The sequence below is a fragment of the Marinobacter albus genome (genome assembly GCF_030238305.1).
GTDB lineage: Bacteria > Pseudomonadota > Gammaproteobacteria > Pseudomonadales > Oleiphilaceae > Marinobacter > Marinobacter albus.
The window spans coordinates 1-15,836 of the sequence record NZ_JASSQD010000001.1 but is presented as its reverse complement, the minus strand read 5'-3'; the positions used below and the strand labels follow the sequence as shown (position 1 = coordinate 15,836).

General features: G+C 55.3%; 21 protein-coding genes. 5 read left to right on the top strand and 16 right to left on the bottom strand.

Annotation, left to right across the window (positions count from 1 at the left end; genetic code table 11):
- Positions 1-13 precede the first annotated feature (13 nt).
- Both gtfA and QQF73_RS00105 read left to right on the top strand, forming a co-directional pair.
- On the top strand, positions 14-1,456 hold the full coding sequence (gtfA, locus tag QQF73_RS00110) for a sucrose phosphorylase (RefSeq protein ID WP_219867401.1): 1,443 nt from the start codon (positions 14-16) through the stop codon (positions 1,454-1,456).
- 172 nt (positions 1,457-1,628) lie between these two features.
- Positions 1,629-2,705 (top strand): TauD/TfdA dioxygenase family protein, encoded by a 1,077-nt coding sequence (locus tag QQF73_RS00105; protein ID WP_285366762.1) that lies wholly within the window; start codon positions 1,629-1,631, stop codon positions 2,703-2,705.
- A 27-nt stretch (positions 2,706-2,732) separates the two neighbouring features.
- Here QQF73_RS00105 and QQF73_RS00100 read toward each other — a convergent pair whose 3' ends face one another.
- Positions 2,733-3,161 (bottom strand): DUF4399 domain-containing protein, encoded by a 429-nt coding sequence (locus QQF73_RS00100; RefSeq protein WP_219867403.1) that lies wholly within the window; start codon positions 3,159-3,161, stop codon positions 2,733-2,735.
- Positions 3,162-3,450: 289 nt separating this feature from the next.
- Between QQF73_RS00100 and QQF73_RS00095 the strand changes: the two genes are divergently transcribed.
- Complete coding sequence (locus tag QQF73_RS00095) at positions 3,451-3,774, top strand: DUF3135 domain-containing protein (RefSeq protein WP_219867404.1); 324 nt, start codon at positions 3,451-3,453, stop codon at positions 3,772-3,774.
- Positions 3,775-3,872: 98 nt separating this feature from the next.
- On the opposite strand, the gene QQF73_RS00085 is transcribed toward QQF73_RS00095, so the two are convergent.
- The 5 genes from QQF73_RS00085 to QQF73_RS00065 all read right to left on the bottom strand — a co-directional run bounded on the left by QQF73_RS00085 (position 3,873) and on the right by QQF73_RS00065 (position 8,767).
- Entirely contained in the window at positions 3,873-4,010 is a 138-nt protein-coding gene (locus tag QQF73_RS00085) for a hypothetical protein (protein WP_219867405.1), read from the bottom strand.
- 85 nt (positions 4,011-4,095) lie between these two features.
- Complete coding sequence (locus QQF73_RS00080; protein WP_219867406.1) at positions 4,096-4,605, bottom strand: methyltransferase family protein; 510 nt, start codon at positions 4,603-4,605, stop codon at positions 4,096-4,098.
- A gap of 277 nt (positions 4,606-4,882) precedes the next feature.
- Complete coding sequence (locus QQF73_RS00075; RefSeq protein WP_285366755.1) at positions 4,883-6,541, bottom strand: sulfatase-like hydrolase/transferase; 1,659 nt, start codon at positions 6,539-6,541, stop codon at positions 4,883-4,885.
- 94 nt (positions 6,542-6,635) lie between these two features.
- The gene (locus tag QQF73_RS00070) at positions 6,636-8,045 is read right to left on the bottom strand and encodes a sensor histidine kinase (RefSeq protein WP_285366753.1); all 1,410 of its coding nucleotides are present in this window, start codon (positions 8,043-8,045) and stop codon (positions 6,636-6,638) included.
- Positions 8,042-8,767, bottom strand: a complete 726-nt coding sequence (locus tag QQF73_RS00065; RefSeq protein WP_219867409.1) for a response regulator — start codon at positions 8,765-8,767, stop codon at positions 8,042-8,044. The genes QQF73_RS00070 and QQF73_RS00065 overlap by 4 nt, the downstream gene beginning before the upstream one ends.
- 218 nt (positions 8,768-8,985) lie before the next feature.
- On the opposite strand from QQF73_RS00065, the gene QQF73_RS00060 reads away from it, so the two are divergent.
- The gene (locus QQF73_RS00060; RefSeq protein WP_285366749.1) at positions 8,986-9,339 is read left to right on the top strand and encodes a hypothetical protein; all 354 of its coding nucleotides are present in this window, start codon (positions 8,986-8,988) and stop codon (positions 9,337-9,339) included.
- A 63-nt stretch (positions 9,340-9,402) separates the two neighbouring features.
- Complete coding sequence (locus tag QQF73_RS00055) at positions 9,403-9,927, top strand: cytochrome b (RefSeq protein WP_285366748.1); 525 nt, start codon at positions 9,403-9,405, stop codon at positions 9,925-9,927.
- A gap of 37 nt (positions 9,928-9,964) precedes the next feature.
- Here the strand turns inward: QQF73_RS00055 and QQF73_RS00050 are convergent, their stop codons facing one another.
- From QQF73_RS00050 to QQF73_RS00005, 10 genes are all read right to left on the bottom strand, one after another.
- Complete coding sequence (locus QQF73_RS00050; protein ID WP_285366746.1) at positions 9,965-10,813, bottom strand: sulfurtransferase; 849 nt, start codon at positions 10,811-10,813, stop codon at positions 9,965-9,967.
- A gap of 76 nt (positions 10,814-10,889) precedes the next feature.
- Positions 10,890-11,240, bottom strand: coding sequence for a RidA family protein (locus QQF73_RS00045; RefSeq protein WP_285366745.1), 351 nt, complete (start codon positions 11,238-11,240; stop codon positions 10,890-10,892).
- A 93-nt stretch (positions 11,241-11,333) separates the two neighbouring features.
- The gene (locus tag QQF73_RS00040) at positions 11,334-11,798 is read right to left on the bottom strand and encodes a GNAT family N-acetyltransferase (protein ID WP_285366744.1); all 465 of its coding nucleotides are present in this window, start codon (positions 11,796-11,798) and stop codon (positions 11,334-11,336) included.
- 104 nt (positions 11,799-11,902) lie between these two features.
- Positions 11,903-12,799 (bottom strand): M23 family metallopeptidase, encoded by an 897-nt coding sequence (locus QQF73_RS00035; RefSeq protein WP_285366743.1) that lies wholly within the window; start codon positions 12,797-12,799, stop codon positions 11,903-11,905.
- Positions 12,800-12,881: 82 nt separating this feature from the next.
- Positions 12,882-13,304 (bottom strand): MAPEG family protein, encoded by a 423-nt coding sequence (locus QQF73_RS00030; RefSeq protein WP_285366742.1) that lies wholly within the window; start codon positions 13,302-13,304, stop codon positions 12,882-12,884.
- Positions 13,305-13,415: 111 nt separating this feature from the next.
- Entirely contained in the window at positions 13,416-13,682 is a 267-nt protein-coding gene (locus QQF73_RS00025; protein ID WP_285366741.1) for a PaaI family thioesterase, read from the bottom strand.
- Positions 13,683-13,839: 157 nt separating this feature from the next.
- Positions 13,840-14,376, bottom strand: a complete 537-nt coding sequence (locus QQF73_RS00020) for a GNAT family N-acetyltransferase (RefSeq protein WP_285366740.1) — start codon at positions 14,374-14,376, stop codon at positions 13,840-13,842.
- A 79-nt stretch (positions 14,377-14,455) separates the two neighbouring features.
- Complete coding sequence (locus QQF73_RS00015; protein ID WP_285366739.1) at positions 14,456-14,788, bottom strand: hypothetical protein; 333 nt, start codon at positions 14,786-14,788, stop codon at positions 14,456-14,458.
- A gap of 142 nt (positions 14,789-14,930) precedes the next feature.
- Positions 14,931-15,203 (bottom strand): hypothetical protein, encoded by a 273-nt coding sequence (locus QQF73_RS00010; protein ID WP_285366738.1) that lies wholly within the window; start codon positions 15,201-15,203, stop codon positions 14,931-14,933.
- Between the two features lie 78 nt (positions 15,204-15,281).
- Positions 15,282-15,743 (bottom strand): phospholipase D-like domain-containing protein, encoded by a 462-nt coding sequence (locus QQF73_RS00005; RefSeq protein ID WP_285366737.1) that lies wholly within the window; start codon positions 15,741-15,743, stop codon positions 15,282-15,284.
- Between the last annotated feature and the right edge of the window lie 93 nt (positions 15,744-15,836).

The window sequence follows — 15,836 nt, the reverse complement described above, 5'->3', positions numbered from 1 at the left end:
CAGGAGTCCAACCATGCTGCTCAAAAATGCAGTGCAGCTGATCTGTTACCCGAACCGGATTGGCAAGGATCTGAAAGATCTCCACACCGTGGTGGAGAAATACCTGCCGGAGGCAATCGGAGGGCTGCACATTCTGCCGTTTTTCCCGTCCAACGCGGACGGCGGTTTCTCGCCGCTGACGCACAAGGAGGTGGACCCGGCCTTCGGCACCTGGGACGACATCGAGGCGTTCACGCAGAAATACGACCTGTGCGTGGACCTGACCGTGAACCATATTTCCGACGAATCCCCGGAGTTCCGGGACTTCATTGCCAAGGGTTTCGATTCCGAGTACGCGGACCTGTTCGTGCACGTGGACAAGTTCGGCGAGATCTCCCCGGACGACATGGCCAAGATCCACATCCGCAAAGAGAAGGAACCGTTCCGGGAAGTTACCCTCGCGGATGGCACCAGGACCCGGGTGTGGTGCACCTTCACGGAACAGCAGATTGATCTCAATTACGAGTCCGACCTGGCCTACAACCTCATGGAAAGCTACATCGGCTTTCTGACCTCCAAAGGCGTAAACCTGCTCAGGCTGGACGCCTTCGGCTACACCACCAAGCGCATCGGCACCAGCTGTTTTCTGGTGGAGCCCGAGGTGTACCGGATCCTGGACTGGATCAACGAGGTGGCCCTGAAACACGGCGCCGAGTGCCTGCCGGAGGTGCACGACCACACGAGTTACCAGTACGCCATCAGCCGGCGCAACATGCACCCCTATGGCTTTGCCCTGCCGCCCCTCCTGCTCTACTCGCTGCTGGATGCCAACAGTGTGTACCTGAAGAACTGGCTGCGCATGTGCCCGCGCAACATGGTGACGGTGCTGGATACCCACGACGGCATCTGCATACCGGATGTGGAGGGGGTGTTGCCGGACGAGAAAATCAGGGTCCTGATCGACAACATCGACGCCCGCAGTGCCGACCCGATCCTGCGCCGCTCCGCTGCCAACATCCACAGCGTCGGGGCCATCTACCAGCTCACCTGCACCTTCTACGATGCCCTGATGCAGAACGACGACGCCTACATTGCTGCCCGGGCGATCCAGTTCTTCACCCCTGGCATCCCGCAGGTCTATTACGTGGGGTTGCTGGCCGGCTGCAACGATCAGGAACTGATGGAGAAGACCGGCGAGCTGCGGGACATCAACCGGCACTATTACAGCCTCGAGGAAGTGGACCAGGACATGCAGAAGCCAGTGGTGCAGCGCCTGCTGAGCCTGATGAAGTTCCGCAGCAACTACCCCGCCTTCGATGGCCACTTTGAGCTGAACTACTCCAACGACTCCAGCGTCGCCATGGCGTGGCGCCACGGTGACTATTACTGCCGCCTGTTCGTCGATCTGAACTTCAAGACCGTGAAGATCGAATACCGTGATGTGGAAAGCGGGGAGACGAAGCATCTCGTTTGCTAGGGACCAGCTCCGTTTCACCTGCCACGTGGGGGCTCACACGCGCGCCTTGTTGCGGCGAACATTCCTGACCCTTGATAAAAGCACAGAAAAAAGCGTTGAGTTGATCCCCCTTGTCTGTGTCACTCACTGCGTTAGGCTGTGTGTAAATTGACCAGCGAGGTGAGTCACGATCATGGAACACGTATCCGAAGACACCAACGGGACACCACCGACCCTTCCTCCGCTAGACCCCGAGCGCGTTGCCCTGATCGAGAACGAGGGTTTAACCCTCAAACAACTCGAACCACTGGGCGTTGAGATATACGGCGCAGATGTCCGCTCGGAGCTTCCGAAACCTGTCATCGAGGCTTTGGAAGTGGAAATGGCGAACCGGGGCTTCATAGTCTTCAAACACCAGACCGATCTCTCACCCGATGAACTGATCAACGCCAGCAAATGGTGGGGGGCGCACGAAATCCATTCCACTCACGGCGTCCATCCCGCGACGCCTGACAGGAACCGGCACATCTTTCGCTGCTCCAACGACAGCCGCTATGGAATCCTCGGGGTGGGCCCCCAGTGGCACAACGATGGCAGCTTCGAGGCGGCAACCTTCTCACATTCCGCCTATTACATGGCCCGGGCGCCGGAGCGCGGGGGCGGCACGCACTTCGCTCACCAGGGCGCAGCCTTTGATGCCCTGCCCGCGCACAAGCAGGCGTTCTGGCAGCGCCTGGTATCGGTCAATTCTGCGTCAAGCGTGACCCATCCCGTGGTCCACACCCACCCGGTTTCCGGAAAAAAAAGCGTGTGGCTTCACCTGGGTATGACCGGGGCCGTTCTCGAGCGGCTGCCGGAGGATGGGCTCTCGATCGAGGAGCTGCAGAAGGAACCGGCAACCGCCGACAAATTCCGGCTGCTGAACGACGCCGAAATGAAGGAGCTGTTCAACGACTACAACGATCTGATGAACGACTCGTTCGAGAAGGGGTACGGGATACGCTACCACTATGACAACGGCGATCTGCTCTTCATCGACAACTGGGCCGTCGCCCACCGGGCATCGCCCGAAGCCCATATGCCAGCCGGCGAGCAGGGCCTGCGGATCATGGATCGTGTCACGATTAAATCCAAACGGGAATTAGCACCTCACTTCGGCTTGCCAACCTACATCAACATGTCAGGCCCCCATCCATTCAATAAGGATGGCGTTTGGCAAGCCGGTGGCGTGGGGTTTCGCTGGAAAGACGATATCCGCCTGCAAAACTGACCGGGAACCAGCTCACCCCGGGCTCAATCATTCAACCGTAATCGTGATCTGCTCGGACATGACGGGCGGATTGTGCGGCACATGCACATGGTTACCCAGCAACAGTTGCAAGGTATGCTCGCCGGGCGGCAGCGTGAGCTCGGTTTCCGTTTGCCCGCCGCCGAAATGCCGGACCTGATCGGTGGCGGGAAGTGGCTGGCTCAAATCCGTCGGTACGTCGGTATCGATCAGCAGGTGGTGATGTCCCGTCCCCTCTTTCTCCACCCCCGCAGGCGCAACCTCCATATTCCGCAAACCAAACACGACCTTGAAGGTACCCTCAACCGTTGCACCATCGTCTGGCTGGACGAAATACGCTTCGGCATTTTCCGGGGCTTGTGATCTCATTTCCTCAGCGAACGCGTGTACTGGCGCGAGCACCAAAGTTGAAAACAAAACGATTGCGATCCTTTTCATTTCACGTCCTCCTTTGCATTCGTCAAAGCTGAGTATAGTGGGCAAAGTGAGGTGCCGCCGGCGAACGCCGATCGTTAACCAAGAGCTCCGTGACGGCCGACGTAGGAAGATTGACGTCGTTAGGCCACAAGCTTGATTCCGGAACCCGCCGAGGCTTAACTGAAAGTGTCCCGGCTTTTTTTCTGCGAGGTGAGGAAGCTAGATTCCGGACTGTCGAACGCGGGTTACAGGGACTTTGAAAAGCAGTGGTGCAGTACTTGTTACTTGAATCCAGGAAGGGAGGCAAGTTATGGAAATGCCCACGTTCGACGCGCTCAAGGATCTGGCCCAACGCGATCCGGAAGGCTTTGAGAGATTACGCGCGGCAGCGATCGAAGACTGTATTCGCCGCAGTTCGGAGTGCAATCAACGGCGGCTACGGGGCCTGCAGTTTGTGATCGAGGCCCGGCGCCGGATGGCCGGCAGCCCCATGAAGGCCTTGTTGGATATTCACGCGATGATGTACGACTCGTTACTCGGCCTGCAACAGGCCCTGCTGGTCCAGCAGCGCCCGTGTGCGCCAACGACACCGACAAGCGCGCGAGTCCTGCGCTTTCGATCGCATCGGTCATAAGCCTGCAAAGACGTTGATCCGTGAGATGGGTGCAGTCGATATACGGGAAATAGAGATGAAGCAGGGAAACAAGATTACGAGCGTATTGGCCTGGACATTCATCTGAGCGGCGCCCGACCAGGGCGTCCAGCGGCCATGGAAATCGCCTTCATGCCCGGGGCATCAAGGTTGGCGCCATCGCGAATCATGAACTGTCTGCGCTCTTCCTCGGACAGCTGAAAAAACTCCGGTTTCATCCTGGAAAAGAATAGTCTGACTATCGGATTGTTGTTTTTATGGGAAACCTGCCATGCAGTGTGTATTTCTTCCTGGAAAATAATGTCAGTAAATCCCTGGAATCAACCGATAGCGCACACGTTGCGCATAGTCGCGATAACCCGGCAACTCGTCCTGTAGAGTCTGGTCTTCCAGCACCGTTCTGATCACCGCAATGACCAGCGCCACCGCCGCCGGAATCAGTGTCCACAGTGAGTTCAAGGCCAGCACGATGCCTGCCAGTGCCACAATGTTTCCGGCATAGCCCGGATGTCGCACAATCCTGTAAGGGCCGCTGTCACACACCACATGCCCTCGCTCCACCTGAATGCGCACAACGCTTGAGAAAAACCGGTTCTCTATCAACGCCCACGTAGCGAAAGCGTATCCGAGCGCGGTCAGGAGGAAGCCGAGCACAATGAGCCCCAACGGAATTACCGGTGACCAGCCAAAGCGATGATCCAGCCCGGCGACAATAACCAGCGGAAAACTCAGGCTCAGGGCCATCAACGGCGCAAGTACTTTGTCCCAGGCTTTTGCGCTCTGGGCCTTCTCCATATTTTGTCGTTCGGCCATCAATCCCGGATGCCGCCTTTCCGCCCAAATGTGGCCCCCGAGGCCGACCACAAATATCAGTAGGGAATAGGCCCACCCCTGCCACCAACCAAGATCCCCTCCGCACACCAGAAGGACAAGTGGTATTAAAAGATACAACACCACCAGCCTGGCCCACTGATGAGGGGACGCTGCCTGGGCTACCTGTGAATCATCTGCAACCGACGACATAACATGACCCCAAAATCACGTAATTTTTGGTGTAGGCGCAAGCCCGAATAATGGGAATAGATTCTGGTCACTGACCATCATCGTTATCTGTCGGAAATATCGAGCGCCATTGTCTGACCGATCCACGGCCAAAGGCGTCTCCCACAAAAAACTCCGGCGCAGTGCCGGGAGGCTCGCTCAGAGATGCGCCATAATGGCTTGTCACCCATGAATCATTGTAGCCGGCAAACATAAGGAGCGTCGGGAATACCTGAAAGTGGCTGGTTCGGTCATAACCGGTCGCTTGAGCCACCTTTAACCTTTCCAGAGGTCCCGCCACGTTGGAGAAGACCATCATGGGCACAATACCCTCGAAACGGTTCGCTCTCGGCCTGCAGTGTGTGGCCAATGTCCCGTCATCGACGATGTTTTGCCCATGATCACTAGTATAGACGATGACGTACTTCCTGAATTCGCCGCTTTCGGATAACAAGTCCCTGAACCAATCATCGACGCTCCAACGCAGTCCGTTCATGTATGAATTCAGGGATTTTTCCTGATCGTTCATTGGCTCCCCTGGTTCAAGCACCGGGGTGAAGAGAGTGGACGCCAGGGGGTAACTCCGGAAGTACGGGAAGTGGATGCCATACTTATTCAGCATGATAAAGGTCTTGCCGGGTTGCTTGAGCAGCGCGATTAACGTGTCACGGGCAACGCCGTCACTCTCAAAGGCGGTTTCCTGGCGAAGCCTTAGCAGATCGTCGATGAAGCTGGCTTCGTGGTCATTCATGAAGTTCTGGTAGTTCGCCCACGTCTCGGCATTCTGCGCATCCAGGTACACATTTGAATAGCCTGCCCGACGGGTGAATTGCCAGATCGTCGGTGTCTTCAAGCTCATTTGATCCCGGTCCGGGATCGCCTCTTTTCTAACGCCCGTCCTGAGGATGAGGTTGGAATAATCACTGCAGTTTGACGCTGAAGCAGCCAAACCGAAATTCACCAGCCCCCCTTCCACCGAGCTGAGATAGGGGGTCGTATCCTTGCTGTATCCATTGATGCCCAGAATGTCTGCACGGATACTTTCATCGACAATCAGAACAATTTTCTCGACCTGCGATTCGAAAGAACCGGAGTAGCTGACCCCGGATCGCTCACCACTATAAAGCTCGCTTTGGCCCGCAAATACAAGCAGTGCCGGCACCCTGAAAAAAGAGGGATATCGATCAAAAATGCCATCGCTACGTAGCAGAGCGATAAAGACAAGCAGTACGGTGATGACTGGAACGGCGTAGAACTTCCCCGGAATATTCAGTTTGAAAAGACCAGGCAGACGTTCGACGAAAAGAATAAGCGGTACAAGGACGATGAAGAGCGGCAGTACGGCCAGGCCAATATTCTCAACCACGGCCCCGGCCCACCATTGAAAGTAACTTACGATCAGGTCTGCCTGCTGGAAATCGATAGGCGCGTTTGAGACAAGGAAGGAGCCAATATTGGAAAGAAAGAAAAAGATAAAAAACGGCAGGGTGATTTTTCGGAAAAGACTGCGGTCACTGAAAAAGACCAGGAACACTCCTGCCAGACTCCACAGGAACACCATCACCGACAGGAGGAGCTCGGTTATCTGGCCTTGACTCCACAGGAACTGAAACGGGTAGAAAAAGTCGTAGAACATCCCGAATTCTACGAGCAAAAGAAGTGAAACCGCCGCGAGGCTGATGGTCTTTCTCAGGCTGAGTTTTGACATGGATTCCCCGCCACCAGAAGTAACCGATACCAACAACTGGGCACAATGACAGCGCAACAAAAGCGGATGCGGCCAGGGCAGGCGCAGGCTTTAATCACACAGGCAGAGTTACTGACACCCGAAGGCCTTTCCCATTCGGACCCGCCCCTAGACGGATGTCACCGCCCATACCCCGAATCAGGGTGCGGGCGATGGCCAGGCCCAGGCCTGCGCCGCCGGTTTCCCGACTGCGTGACTGTTCCAGCCGGTAGAATGGTTCGAAAACCCGTTCCCGTTCGGCTTCAGGAATACCCGGCCCCTGATCGACGATGGTGACAACCGCCTCCGAGTCCGTCGTTTCAAGTGTAACCTCCGCCTGCTCGCCATAATTTACCGCGTTCTCAATCAGATTACGCAGGGCACGTTTGACGGCTTCGGGCTGCCCCTGGAGCACACATCTCGGGCTGTCTTCGCAGTGGACCGCCAGGCCCATTTCCTGAAGATCACCGCAAAGACTGTCCAGAAGGGTGGCCAGATCATAGCGGCGATGCTGTTCGGTGGTGCTGCCCCGGATGAAATCGAGCGTGGCTTCGGCAAGATGCTGCATCTCGCTGAGCGAATCGAGAAGGCGGTCCCTGTCCTCGCCTTCGGGCAGCATTTCCACCCGCAGCCGCATGGAGGTGATGGGGGTTCTGAGGTCATGGGCCAGGGCCGCCAGCAGTCTTGCCCGGTCCTCCTGGGCCCGGCCAACCTGATCCTGCATCCGGTTAAAGGCCCGGGTTACCTCACGGACGTCCTCCGGTCCCTTTTCAGGAATCCGGGCTTTTTCACCCCGCCCGAACGCGTGCGCCGCCCTGCTCAACTCGTTCATTGGCCGAAGGATTCGACGGACCGCCAGCAACAGGGTCAGCGTGAGCAGCACAGCGGTAATGCCAACGCTGGTGAGCGTGGCCTTCAACCACAACCAGGAGGGCGCCGGTGGCCGGGCACTGGCGTTGAACCATTGGCCGGAAGACAAGGCCAGGGAAACCCCCAGGACCGGTGGGCATTCGTGACGTTCATCGCGATGGTCGTCATCGTCACGGTGTTCTTCATACTCGTGATGCTCATCATCCTCGTCGTGTCGTTCACGGTCCCGATGGGCATCGCGACCGGGCAGACAGTCGTCTTCGTCAGCCTCCATGGCCGTTCGCACCTGGTCCACCGGCAGACCCAGTTCGTCGGCCAGCCGGCGCGTCATACCGGAGGCCCGATCCTCGGGCAGATATGGCGCAGGATCGATGGACAGCCTTAGGGTCGGGCTGGAGAGTGCCCGCAGGATACGCTCCTGCCGATCCGGGTCTGTGGTATCGGCCAGGGTGTAGCCATCGGCCACCCTCTGGAGGACGTGCTCCAGGCTGGCACTGCGCAGGGCACCCTGGCGCTCGCCAGCAAGGATAACGATGGTGATAATCTGGGCCACCAGCAGCACCAGAATCAGCAACAGCGCCAGCTGCCCGCCGGCGCGCCGGGGCCACAGTCTCATTTTTCAGCCCCTTCGACCGCAGCGATCCACTGGTAGCCCCCACCCCAGATGGTCTTGATCAGCCTGGGGCTACGGGCATCCGGATCGATCTTGCGACGCAGGCGGCTGACATGGTTATCAATGCTCCGGTCGAAGGCATCGGCCTCTCTGCCGAGCGTAAGGTCCATCAGCTGATCCCGGGATAACACGCGGCCGGCGTGCTCCAGGAAGGCGAGCAAAAGTTTGTATTCAGCCGTACTCAGCGAAACTTCGACACCTTCCGGATCAACCAGTTGATGGCGGTCGACGTCCAGCTTCCAGCCTTCGAACGTCAGGCACTGCCCAGCCATAGGGCTGCGTTGGGGTGGCAGCGCCGTGGTCCGGCGCAGAACCGCCTTGATGCGAGCCAGCAGTTCCCGGGGGTTGAAGGGCTTGGTGAGGTAATCGTCGGCCCCCATTTCCAGACCGACAATGCGATCGGTTTCCTCGCTCATGGCGGTCAGCAGAATCACCGGCAACTCGGTGTGCTCACGAAGGTAACGGCAGAGGGTAAGGCCATCATCGCCGGGCATCATGATGTCCAGTACAACCAGGTCGACGGAATGCTGTTTCAATTGGCGCTTCATGGCATCGCCCCCATCCGCCAGCAGCACGCGCAGGCCATGCTCCTGAAGATAGCGACCGACCAGATCGCGAATGTCTCGATGGTCATCAACCACCAGGATTGCGGGAGTGTCGCTCACTCGTTACTCCGTTGAATTACCGTCTGCCCTGATTATAGGGGAGTCGACTTCCCGCTTGGGCGCGATCTTGTCAAAAACCGTCGCAATTCGAGGCCTTGCGACAAGTTGCGACAAAGTCGGCGCATCACCGAGACAATTCTGCGACGTTTCCTTGGTGCAATAACTCCCGACCAACGATGACATTCCGTCATGGGTTTTTCCAACCAGGGAGTTCGACCATGAAGAAAACCACCACCATTGCTGCCCTCTCCGTCGCCGCGCTGCTCAGCGCCACGCCACTGCTTGTGTCTGCCGATGACGACTACAGGAGAGGTGACTGTGATGATCGTTACGAGAATCGCCACCACAGTAAAGCCATGGGGTCAGATCTCAAGCAATACAGCACCGAAGAAATGCGCATCATGGCCTATGGTCAGGCGCTTAAACGCTTCGGCCCAGGCGTGGATGTGTCCGTTGAGGAAACTTCCGATGGCACCTACCGGGTACAGCTTCGGGATGCCGAGCAGAATCTGATCCGGGAGCAGGAGTTCAACCAGTACGGTGCCTCGGTTCGCGGCGCACGCCGGGACTGATTGCCATCAGCCAGCGCGGGGCACTTCAGGTACCCCGCCACCCTCTGATCAAGGAGAATCCCGATGACATTGATGGACGCTGACAACCGTTATGGTGCCGTTTCCCGGGCTGTGCACTGGATAATGGCGGTTCTGCTGCTGGTTATGCTCGCCAGTGAGGTCTGGTTTGAAGCTTTGGAACACACCCTCTCCGAAGCCTCTCTTATGGGCTGGCACCAGAGCCTGGGCCTGACTATCTTCGGGCTGGTGATCTTTCGTGGCCTGTGGCGATGGCTGAACCGCTCGCGTCTGTCACCACCCGCGCACTGGGCCACCATGGCGAAACTAGGGCACCTCTTGCTTTATGCTCTGATGATTCTGATGCCGCTTTCAGGCCTCGCCACGTCTCTTGGCGAAGGCGATCCCGTCACTTTTTTCGGCTGGACAGTCTTTGGCTACGGCCCGGAAGTGGAGTGGCTGGAAGACAGCGGAGAAGATGTACATGAGGTACTGGCGAACGTGCTTTGGCTCATGATCGGCGTACACGTGGCGGCTGCCCTGGCGCACCAGTACATGCTGGGAGACCGCACCATGAAACGCATGGCCTGACTACCCATAATCGCTTGATAAAAACCTGCCGTCGGGCTTAGGCCACCGGCAGCGATTCGTCCCTGCCCCAGTCCGCCCAGGAACCGTCGTACAGTGACAGCTGGTCATATCCCGCCACCTCGGCCGCCAGAAGAATGATGCAGGCGGTGACTCCGGAACCACAGGAAAAGACCAGTTGGTGTCCGTTGCCGGGACGAAGGTTCGGAGCAAGGTTTTTAAACGTTTCCGCCAGCTCACTGGCCGGTTTAAAACGGTAACCTTCCAGCACCTCGGTAAACGGAAGGTTGAGGGAGTTCGGGATATGGCCACCACGCACACCCGGGCGGGGCTCCGGCGCCTGTGCCAGGAACCGCGCCCGGGATCGCGCATCAATAACGGCCACTTGCTCGTCTTCCAGATGCTGTAAAACGTAGGCGGAATCCCGAACCCGGCCGGGATCAAGATTGCCCACCATGCTGCCGGAGGAAGCCGCTTCTCTAACCGGCGCCGACACGGTATCGCGGCCTTCCGCTAACCACTGTGGCAGGCCACCATCCAGCACGAAAACCTGCTCAAGACCCATCGACCGCAGAATCCACCAGGCCCGGGGAGCCGAATAGATTCCCTGGTTGTCGTAGAGCACCACCAGGCTGTTGGGCGTAATGCCCAGTCTGCGAACTTCCTGCGTGAACTGTTCCTCCGTGGGGAAGGCATGGAGCTGGGAAGATCCGGTATCGCAAAGGGTTCCCTCAAGATCAATCTGGTAGCTACCCGGTATCCACACCGGGTGATCGTATACGATCGGCTCTTTACCAATAACGGTGGCCATACTCGCGTCGATCAGAACCAACCGCTCGTTATCGAGGTTTTCCTGCAGCCAGTCAGTGGTTACGAGAGGGGACGCCATGGTGTGCTCCTGACAAAAATGAAAATTGGAGTCTGGTTCTGAAGCGCGCCGGAACGCCGGATCTTCCCGATTATCCTCAGGAGGTCGCGGCAATCACCGAAATTTCCACCAGCAACTCCGGAGACGCCATCTGAGCCTGCACGCAGGCCCTGGCCGGCGCCGTACCTTCAGGCACCCAGTTATCCCAGACCTCGTTCAGGGCCTGAAAATCAGCCATGTCCGCCAGGTAGATCGTTGCCGACAGGATTTTGTCTCGGCCGGAGCCGGCAACTTCCAGCAACTCGTCCACCTTTTCCAGCATCCCGGTTACCTGGGTATGAATATCGCCGTTCCTGTCCTTGGCAACCTGGCCGCAAAGGTAAGCGGTGCCATTGTGTTTTACGATCTTGCTCATTCGGCTGTTCGTGGAAATACGCTCAATGGTCATGGTGATGGCCTGATTGGGGAAAGTAGTGACTATATAACCAGTAACTGGGGCGTGGATAAAGCCACTTATTACGCGAAAACGAAGCGGCGCGTCTCACGCGTCCGCCTTCCATGACTGGTTAGGGCCGTTGAGCTCTTTGGCGTAAACATTTGTCGTTTTCGCAAGCTCAAAACCGATCGAAGGGTAAAACTCATGCGACTCCAAACGACGCACATTCGAGCGAACGAGAATTCGTGAGAGACCCAAATTTTGAGACCACCCCTCAACAGCGTCTACCAGCGACTGTCCTATGCCCAACCGCCTATAACTTGAGCGCACGACCAAGCCAGTAATTTCGGCGATAAATCCCTGACCCAGCGATATGCGCCTCTCCACAGCAGCCCACCCAAGAACCGAATCATCAGAAACGGCCACGAATACCTGATGATTTGAGGATTTCATTATTTCTTTGAGCCACTGAAGAGTTTCTGGCTCGCTTGCTGGGTGCCCCCATTCCAGAACTAACTCGTGTATCCCTTTTAGGTGTTCAGTGTTTGCAGCCTTAATCGAAACTTCCATATTCACCCAAGAGCCCTAACGTTCGGCATAACGGGTAGCAAAAAGTGACGCGACAAAGAAGCGACACGTTTTACTGTCCGCGTAGATGACATTGTTGTGTATTTTCACTTCCTCGTTATCAGGCTATTGATCGACAAAGACAGTCCGTTAAAACTAAGCCATACCGGTTTGCCGTCTTTCGTTGCTTCAATATGCAAGTGTGGCTCAAGTGTATTTCCTGAATTGCCGATTTCAGCCAAAGGCTGTCCAATGGTCGCAGCATCCCCCGGCACTACCTTAATACTGCCTCGCCTCAGGTGAGCCATTAATATATTCCCCATGAGACACTTCAACACTATGTAATTACCTTCCGGATGCTTTATATCGGGGTTTCCGGGAGGATTGTCCGGCAAGCTGTCGCGAACCTCCAAGATACTTCCCTGGCATGGGCTATAGAGTTTCTCGCCAAAGATTTGGTAGGCACTCAACGCACGAGGGGCCAAATCGTCTGTCTGTTTACCGAGCGAGTTCAGCTTAACGATGTCGATGGCCTGCTTGGTGTCGGCCAGCGCGTGAAAAGGGTTCGTAACAATACTGTCGCCACCTTGTAGGACATAATAGGTGCCTGATTTGAGTGGGAATGTTACGTCAAGCGTTTTCCCAGAAGGATAATACGACGCAATGGCCAAGGTATTCAGTACCGAAAAAAGAAGAAAAATCAATACAGAGGCGACAGAGATACGGTCACCGCGCGTTCTAGAATAAGGCCTACTGCGCTTCATTCGGAAGTAAGAGAAAACGGCGGTTAGGGCGAATAGCCCTAAAAAAACGTACCGCAAGTAATAACTCGTGTAGACCCAAGGACCCGTTATAAAAGCGAAGGCAATGATGCTGCCGCAAGCCAATACCCACGCTGCCCAATTCGGCCAACTGCGATACTGAAGACGAAGCAGCCAAATTAGTGTGATCCCGGACAGAAGTACTGGGTAAATCCCGAATACGATGGGAAGACTTTCACTCATGGCACTGACTCAGAAATGCATAACGCCAGTGGGAATGGGCGCCAACGGAGCGCAGTGACGTACGGCCCCGTTGACCACCTTGTTAGGGAAGTGCATAGAGAATCTGGAAACTCATGATAAACATGCACACCACACCAACTGCATATGCCACCGTACGCCACGGCTGGATCCCGCCAAGATAAAACAATGTATGCAGATAACGCGCTGCGGTGAAAACCATGAACAGCCAAGGGGCCATCCCCGAAGTAGCCTCAACCCAGATGTAAGCAACTCCCAGCGCGAGAAAAACAGGAATATTTTCGAGATCGTTTAGCCAGGCTCGGGCAGCTCTTTGAACTTGTGGTAACTCCTCTTCGGCGGGCTCGCGCCCGACGAAAGCTGCATCCTCAGGGATTTTGAATGTGAGCTTCCCGATTCGATGGAATCCCTGATATGCGGAGATCGCGAACATCTTGAAAAACAGAAGCACTGAAGCTATCGCGTACCAATATTCTGCCTGATCCATGGTGTTTCCTTATGCCCTAACGCTGCCAGCATGCGCGCCTTTGTAGTGTAGGCAAAGCCGCAACGAAAAGTCGGCGCCGTGCCTGGCCTTTTTAGGTTTTACCCGCTTATGTCACCTGGTTTTACTTGGCTTGAATATCGAATAGTTACCGTTGGCCTTTGCCACCAACCTGTCACCACATAAGATCTCCGACTCAAGGTTAGCCACAGATTTGCCTTTATTTACAACCTTTGTAACACAAGTAAGACGGCCATCATGGACAGGAGAATAATAGTTGATTTTGATTTCGATCGTTGCACACAACTCACCTTCTGAAAGCATTGGATACAATGCCGCGCCCATACCAGTATCCGCTAGCGAATATAAGACCCCCCCCATGCACTACCTTGTGTGGATTCAGAAGTTTTTTTGAGACAGGAATTGAGCACTCGCTTTTCCCAAGCTCTAAAAAGTTAACCTCCATGCCAATTAAATCTGCAAAGGGATGTTCCATTTATTGTTCCTTGTTGATGGCATAAAAACCTAACGCCGAACGTCAAGCGTCGCCTGCGTGCTCTTGTTGGCCATCCGCTTTGAATCCTTCGTGGAAAGTGACAGTGCCTTGGGGAATATTCCCGTCGAAAGACATTGCAAGAAAGACTTCCGGTGGGACTCCCTCATGGACAAGTTCTGGAACGTTATCGAATCCGAACTTCCTGTAGTACTCCGGATGCCCTACGAGACAACAGCCGCGAGCATGCATCTCCCTCAGTTGTGCCAATCCTTGGCGGATCAGGGCCTTGCCAATGCCCTGACGTTGGTATTCCGGCGAGACCGAAACAGGTCCAAGTCCGTACCAGCCCGGTGTGCCGTCGGAAATGGTCACGGGCGAGAACGCAATGTGACCAATTACTCGGCCGTCCATCTCTGCGACCAGCGATACCGTGAGGGCATTGTCGGCGCGCAGCGCCTCAATTATAAATTGCTCCGTGTGGTTGCTGATCTCCAGCGTATTGAAGGCAGCGATAGTCACTTCGCTAATTGCGCTGACGTCGACGCTTGTTTCATTCCTGACAGTGAAATCGGGTTTCATAGGGCTTTTCCTTTGGCCAACGCCCTGGGTAAGCCGCCGTTTGGAGCGCCAGCGCAAAACGGTCGGCTTGACTCACTTGTTATGTACACTGGGGTTGACCGTATTCCTCGAAGGACTGCTCAACACCCAGATGAACTTTATATTTCACATACCGGGAAATCTGTAGTTCCTCATTTTCAAATTTTTCCCTTTCCCTCACAGCCTCCATTGAGGGCCAGCTTTCGACACCAATATATTCCCATTCGTCATCGCTTTGGGTGCAATCGATCATGGAAATTGCCTTCATACCCAATGCGTCAAGATTAGCTCTATCCTTGGCCATAAACTGTCTTTGTTCTTCCTCAGAAAGCTGGAAAAACGCTGGCTTCATCTTGGCAAAAAACAGCCTGACAATAGGCGCTTCTTTCTTCATTTGGAAACGTCCGTATAGTGTGAAACAGGAACAAAACGCTTTTGTTTAGCGGCGCCCCGACAGGGGCGTCCGGTGGAGGCCAAAGGCTGGAGCGAACTACAACAACTTGTTAAAGGTTTTTGCAATGGGCGCTCAATAGTCGCTAAAACACCGACAATATTGTTTGAAAGACGCTCACAACTGTCAGGAATCCGCCAAAGACGATCAGTCTTCTATGAGAGAGATCGACACCCTGAATCAGAACAAAGGTTCCGACCGCGCCGCTGAAAAAGCCTCCGCTGAATTGGGAACCACCGACTGCATAAACAAGCACCAAGTAAACTACTGCAAGCAGATACAGCAATACTCGTAACGGCTTGAACTCAAAACGCTTGTAATAGGCTTGGTCTTCTGGGGAAAGGTCTTCCTTGTTCACCGAAAACTCCCTTTAGCGTTTAACGCCAAAACGAAGCGGCGCGCCCCGCGCGTCCGCCTTGCGTGATTGGTTAGAGCCTTATTGTAGTTGGCTCACCAAATTATCTAGGTAACTCTTAATCTCTAAATGAAAATCATCTTCGACAGTGCCTGAAATCTTAAGGCTAGCTTCGTCACTCGACACTAGGCCGCCCTCCGTGATGTTCGCTGACCCGACGATAGCAGTGAACTTCTTTCCAGTACGGAAATAGTAGATTTTTGAATGTAATGTTCTAGCATCTTGCTTCGTCATAAAGTGCTGAACGGATGGCCACTTTTTGATCAGTTTCGCCGCACGTTTATGTGTGTGAGCAGCATTGGAGATAATAGATACTGAGAAATTTTTGCTGACGGCCTTCCGGATAGAGGGCTCCAGACGCCTCACACCTTCAACCTTCAACCAGCCAGAACAGAGAATTGATTCCTCAGAGTTCTCGACCAACGAAGAAAGTAAACCCCGATGATTATGATTTTCAGTGTTTAAATTTAGCTCAATGGTCATAAATAGCTCTAACGCTAATGTTCAGCGGCCGGGTTGCGAAGCGCAGCGTAGCAAACCGGTCCGGTGGAGGCCCGCCAGGGCCGGAACGAACTG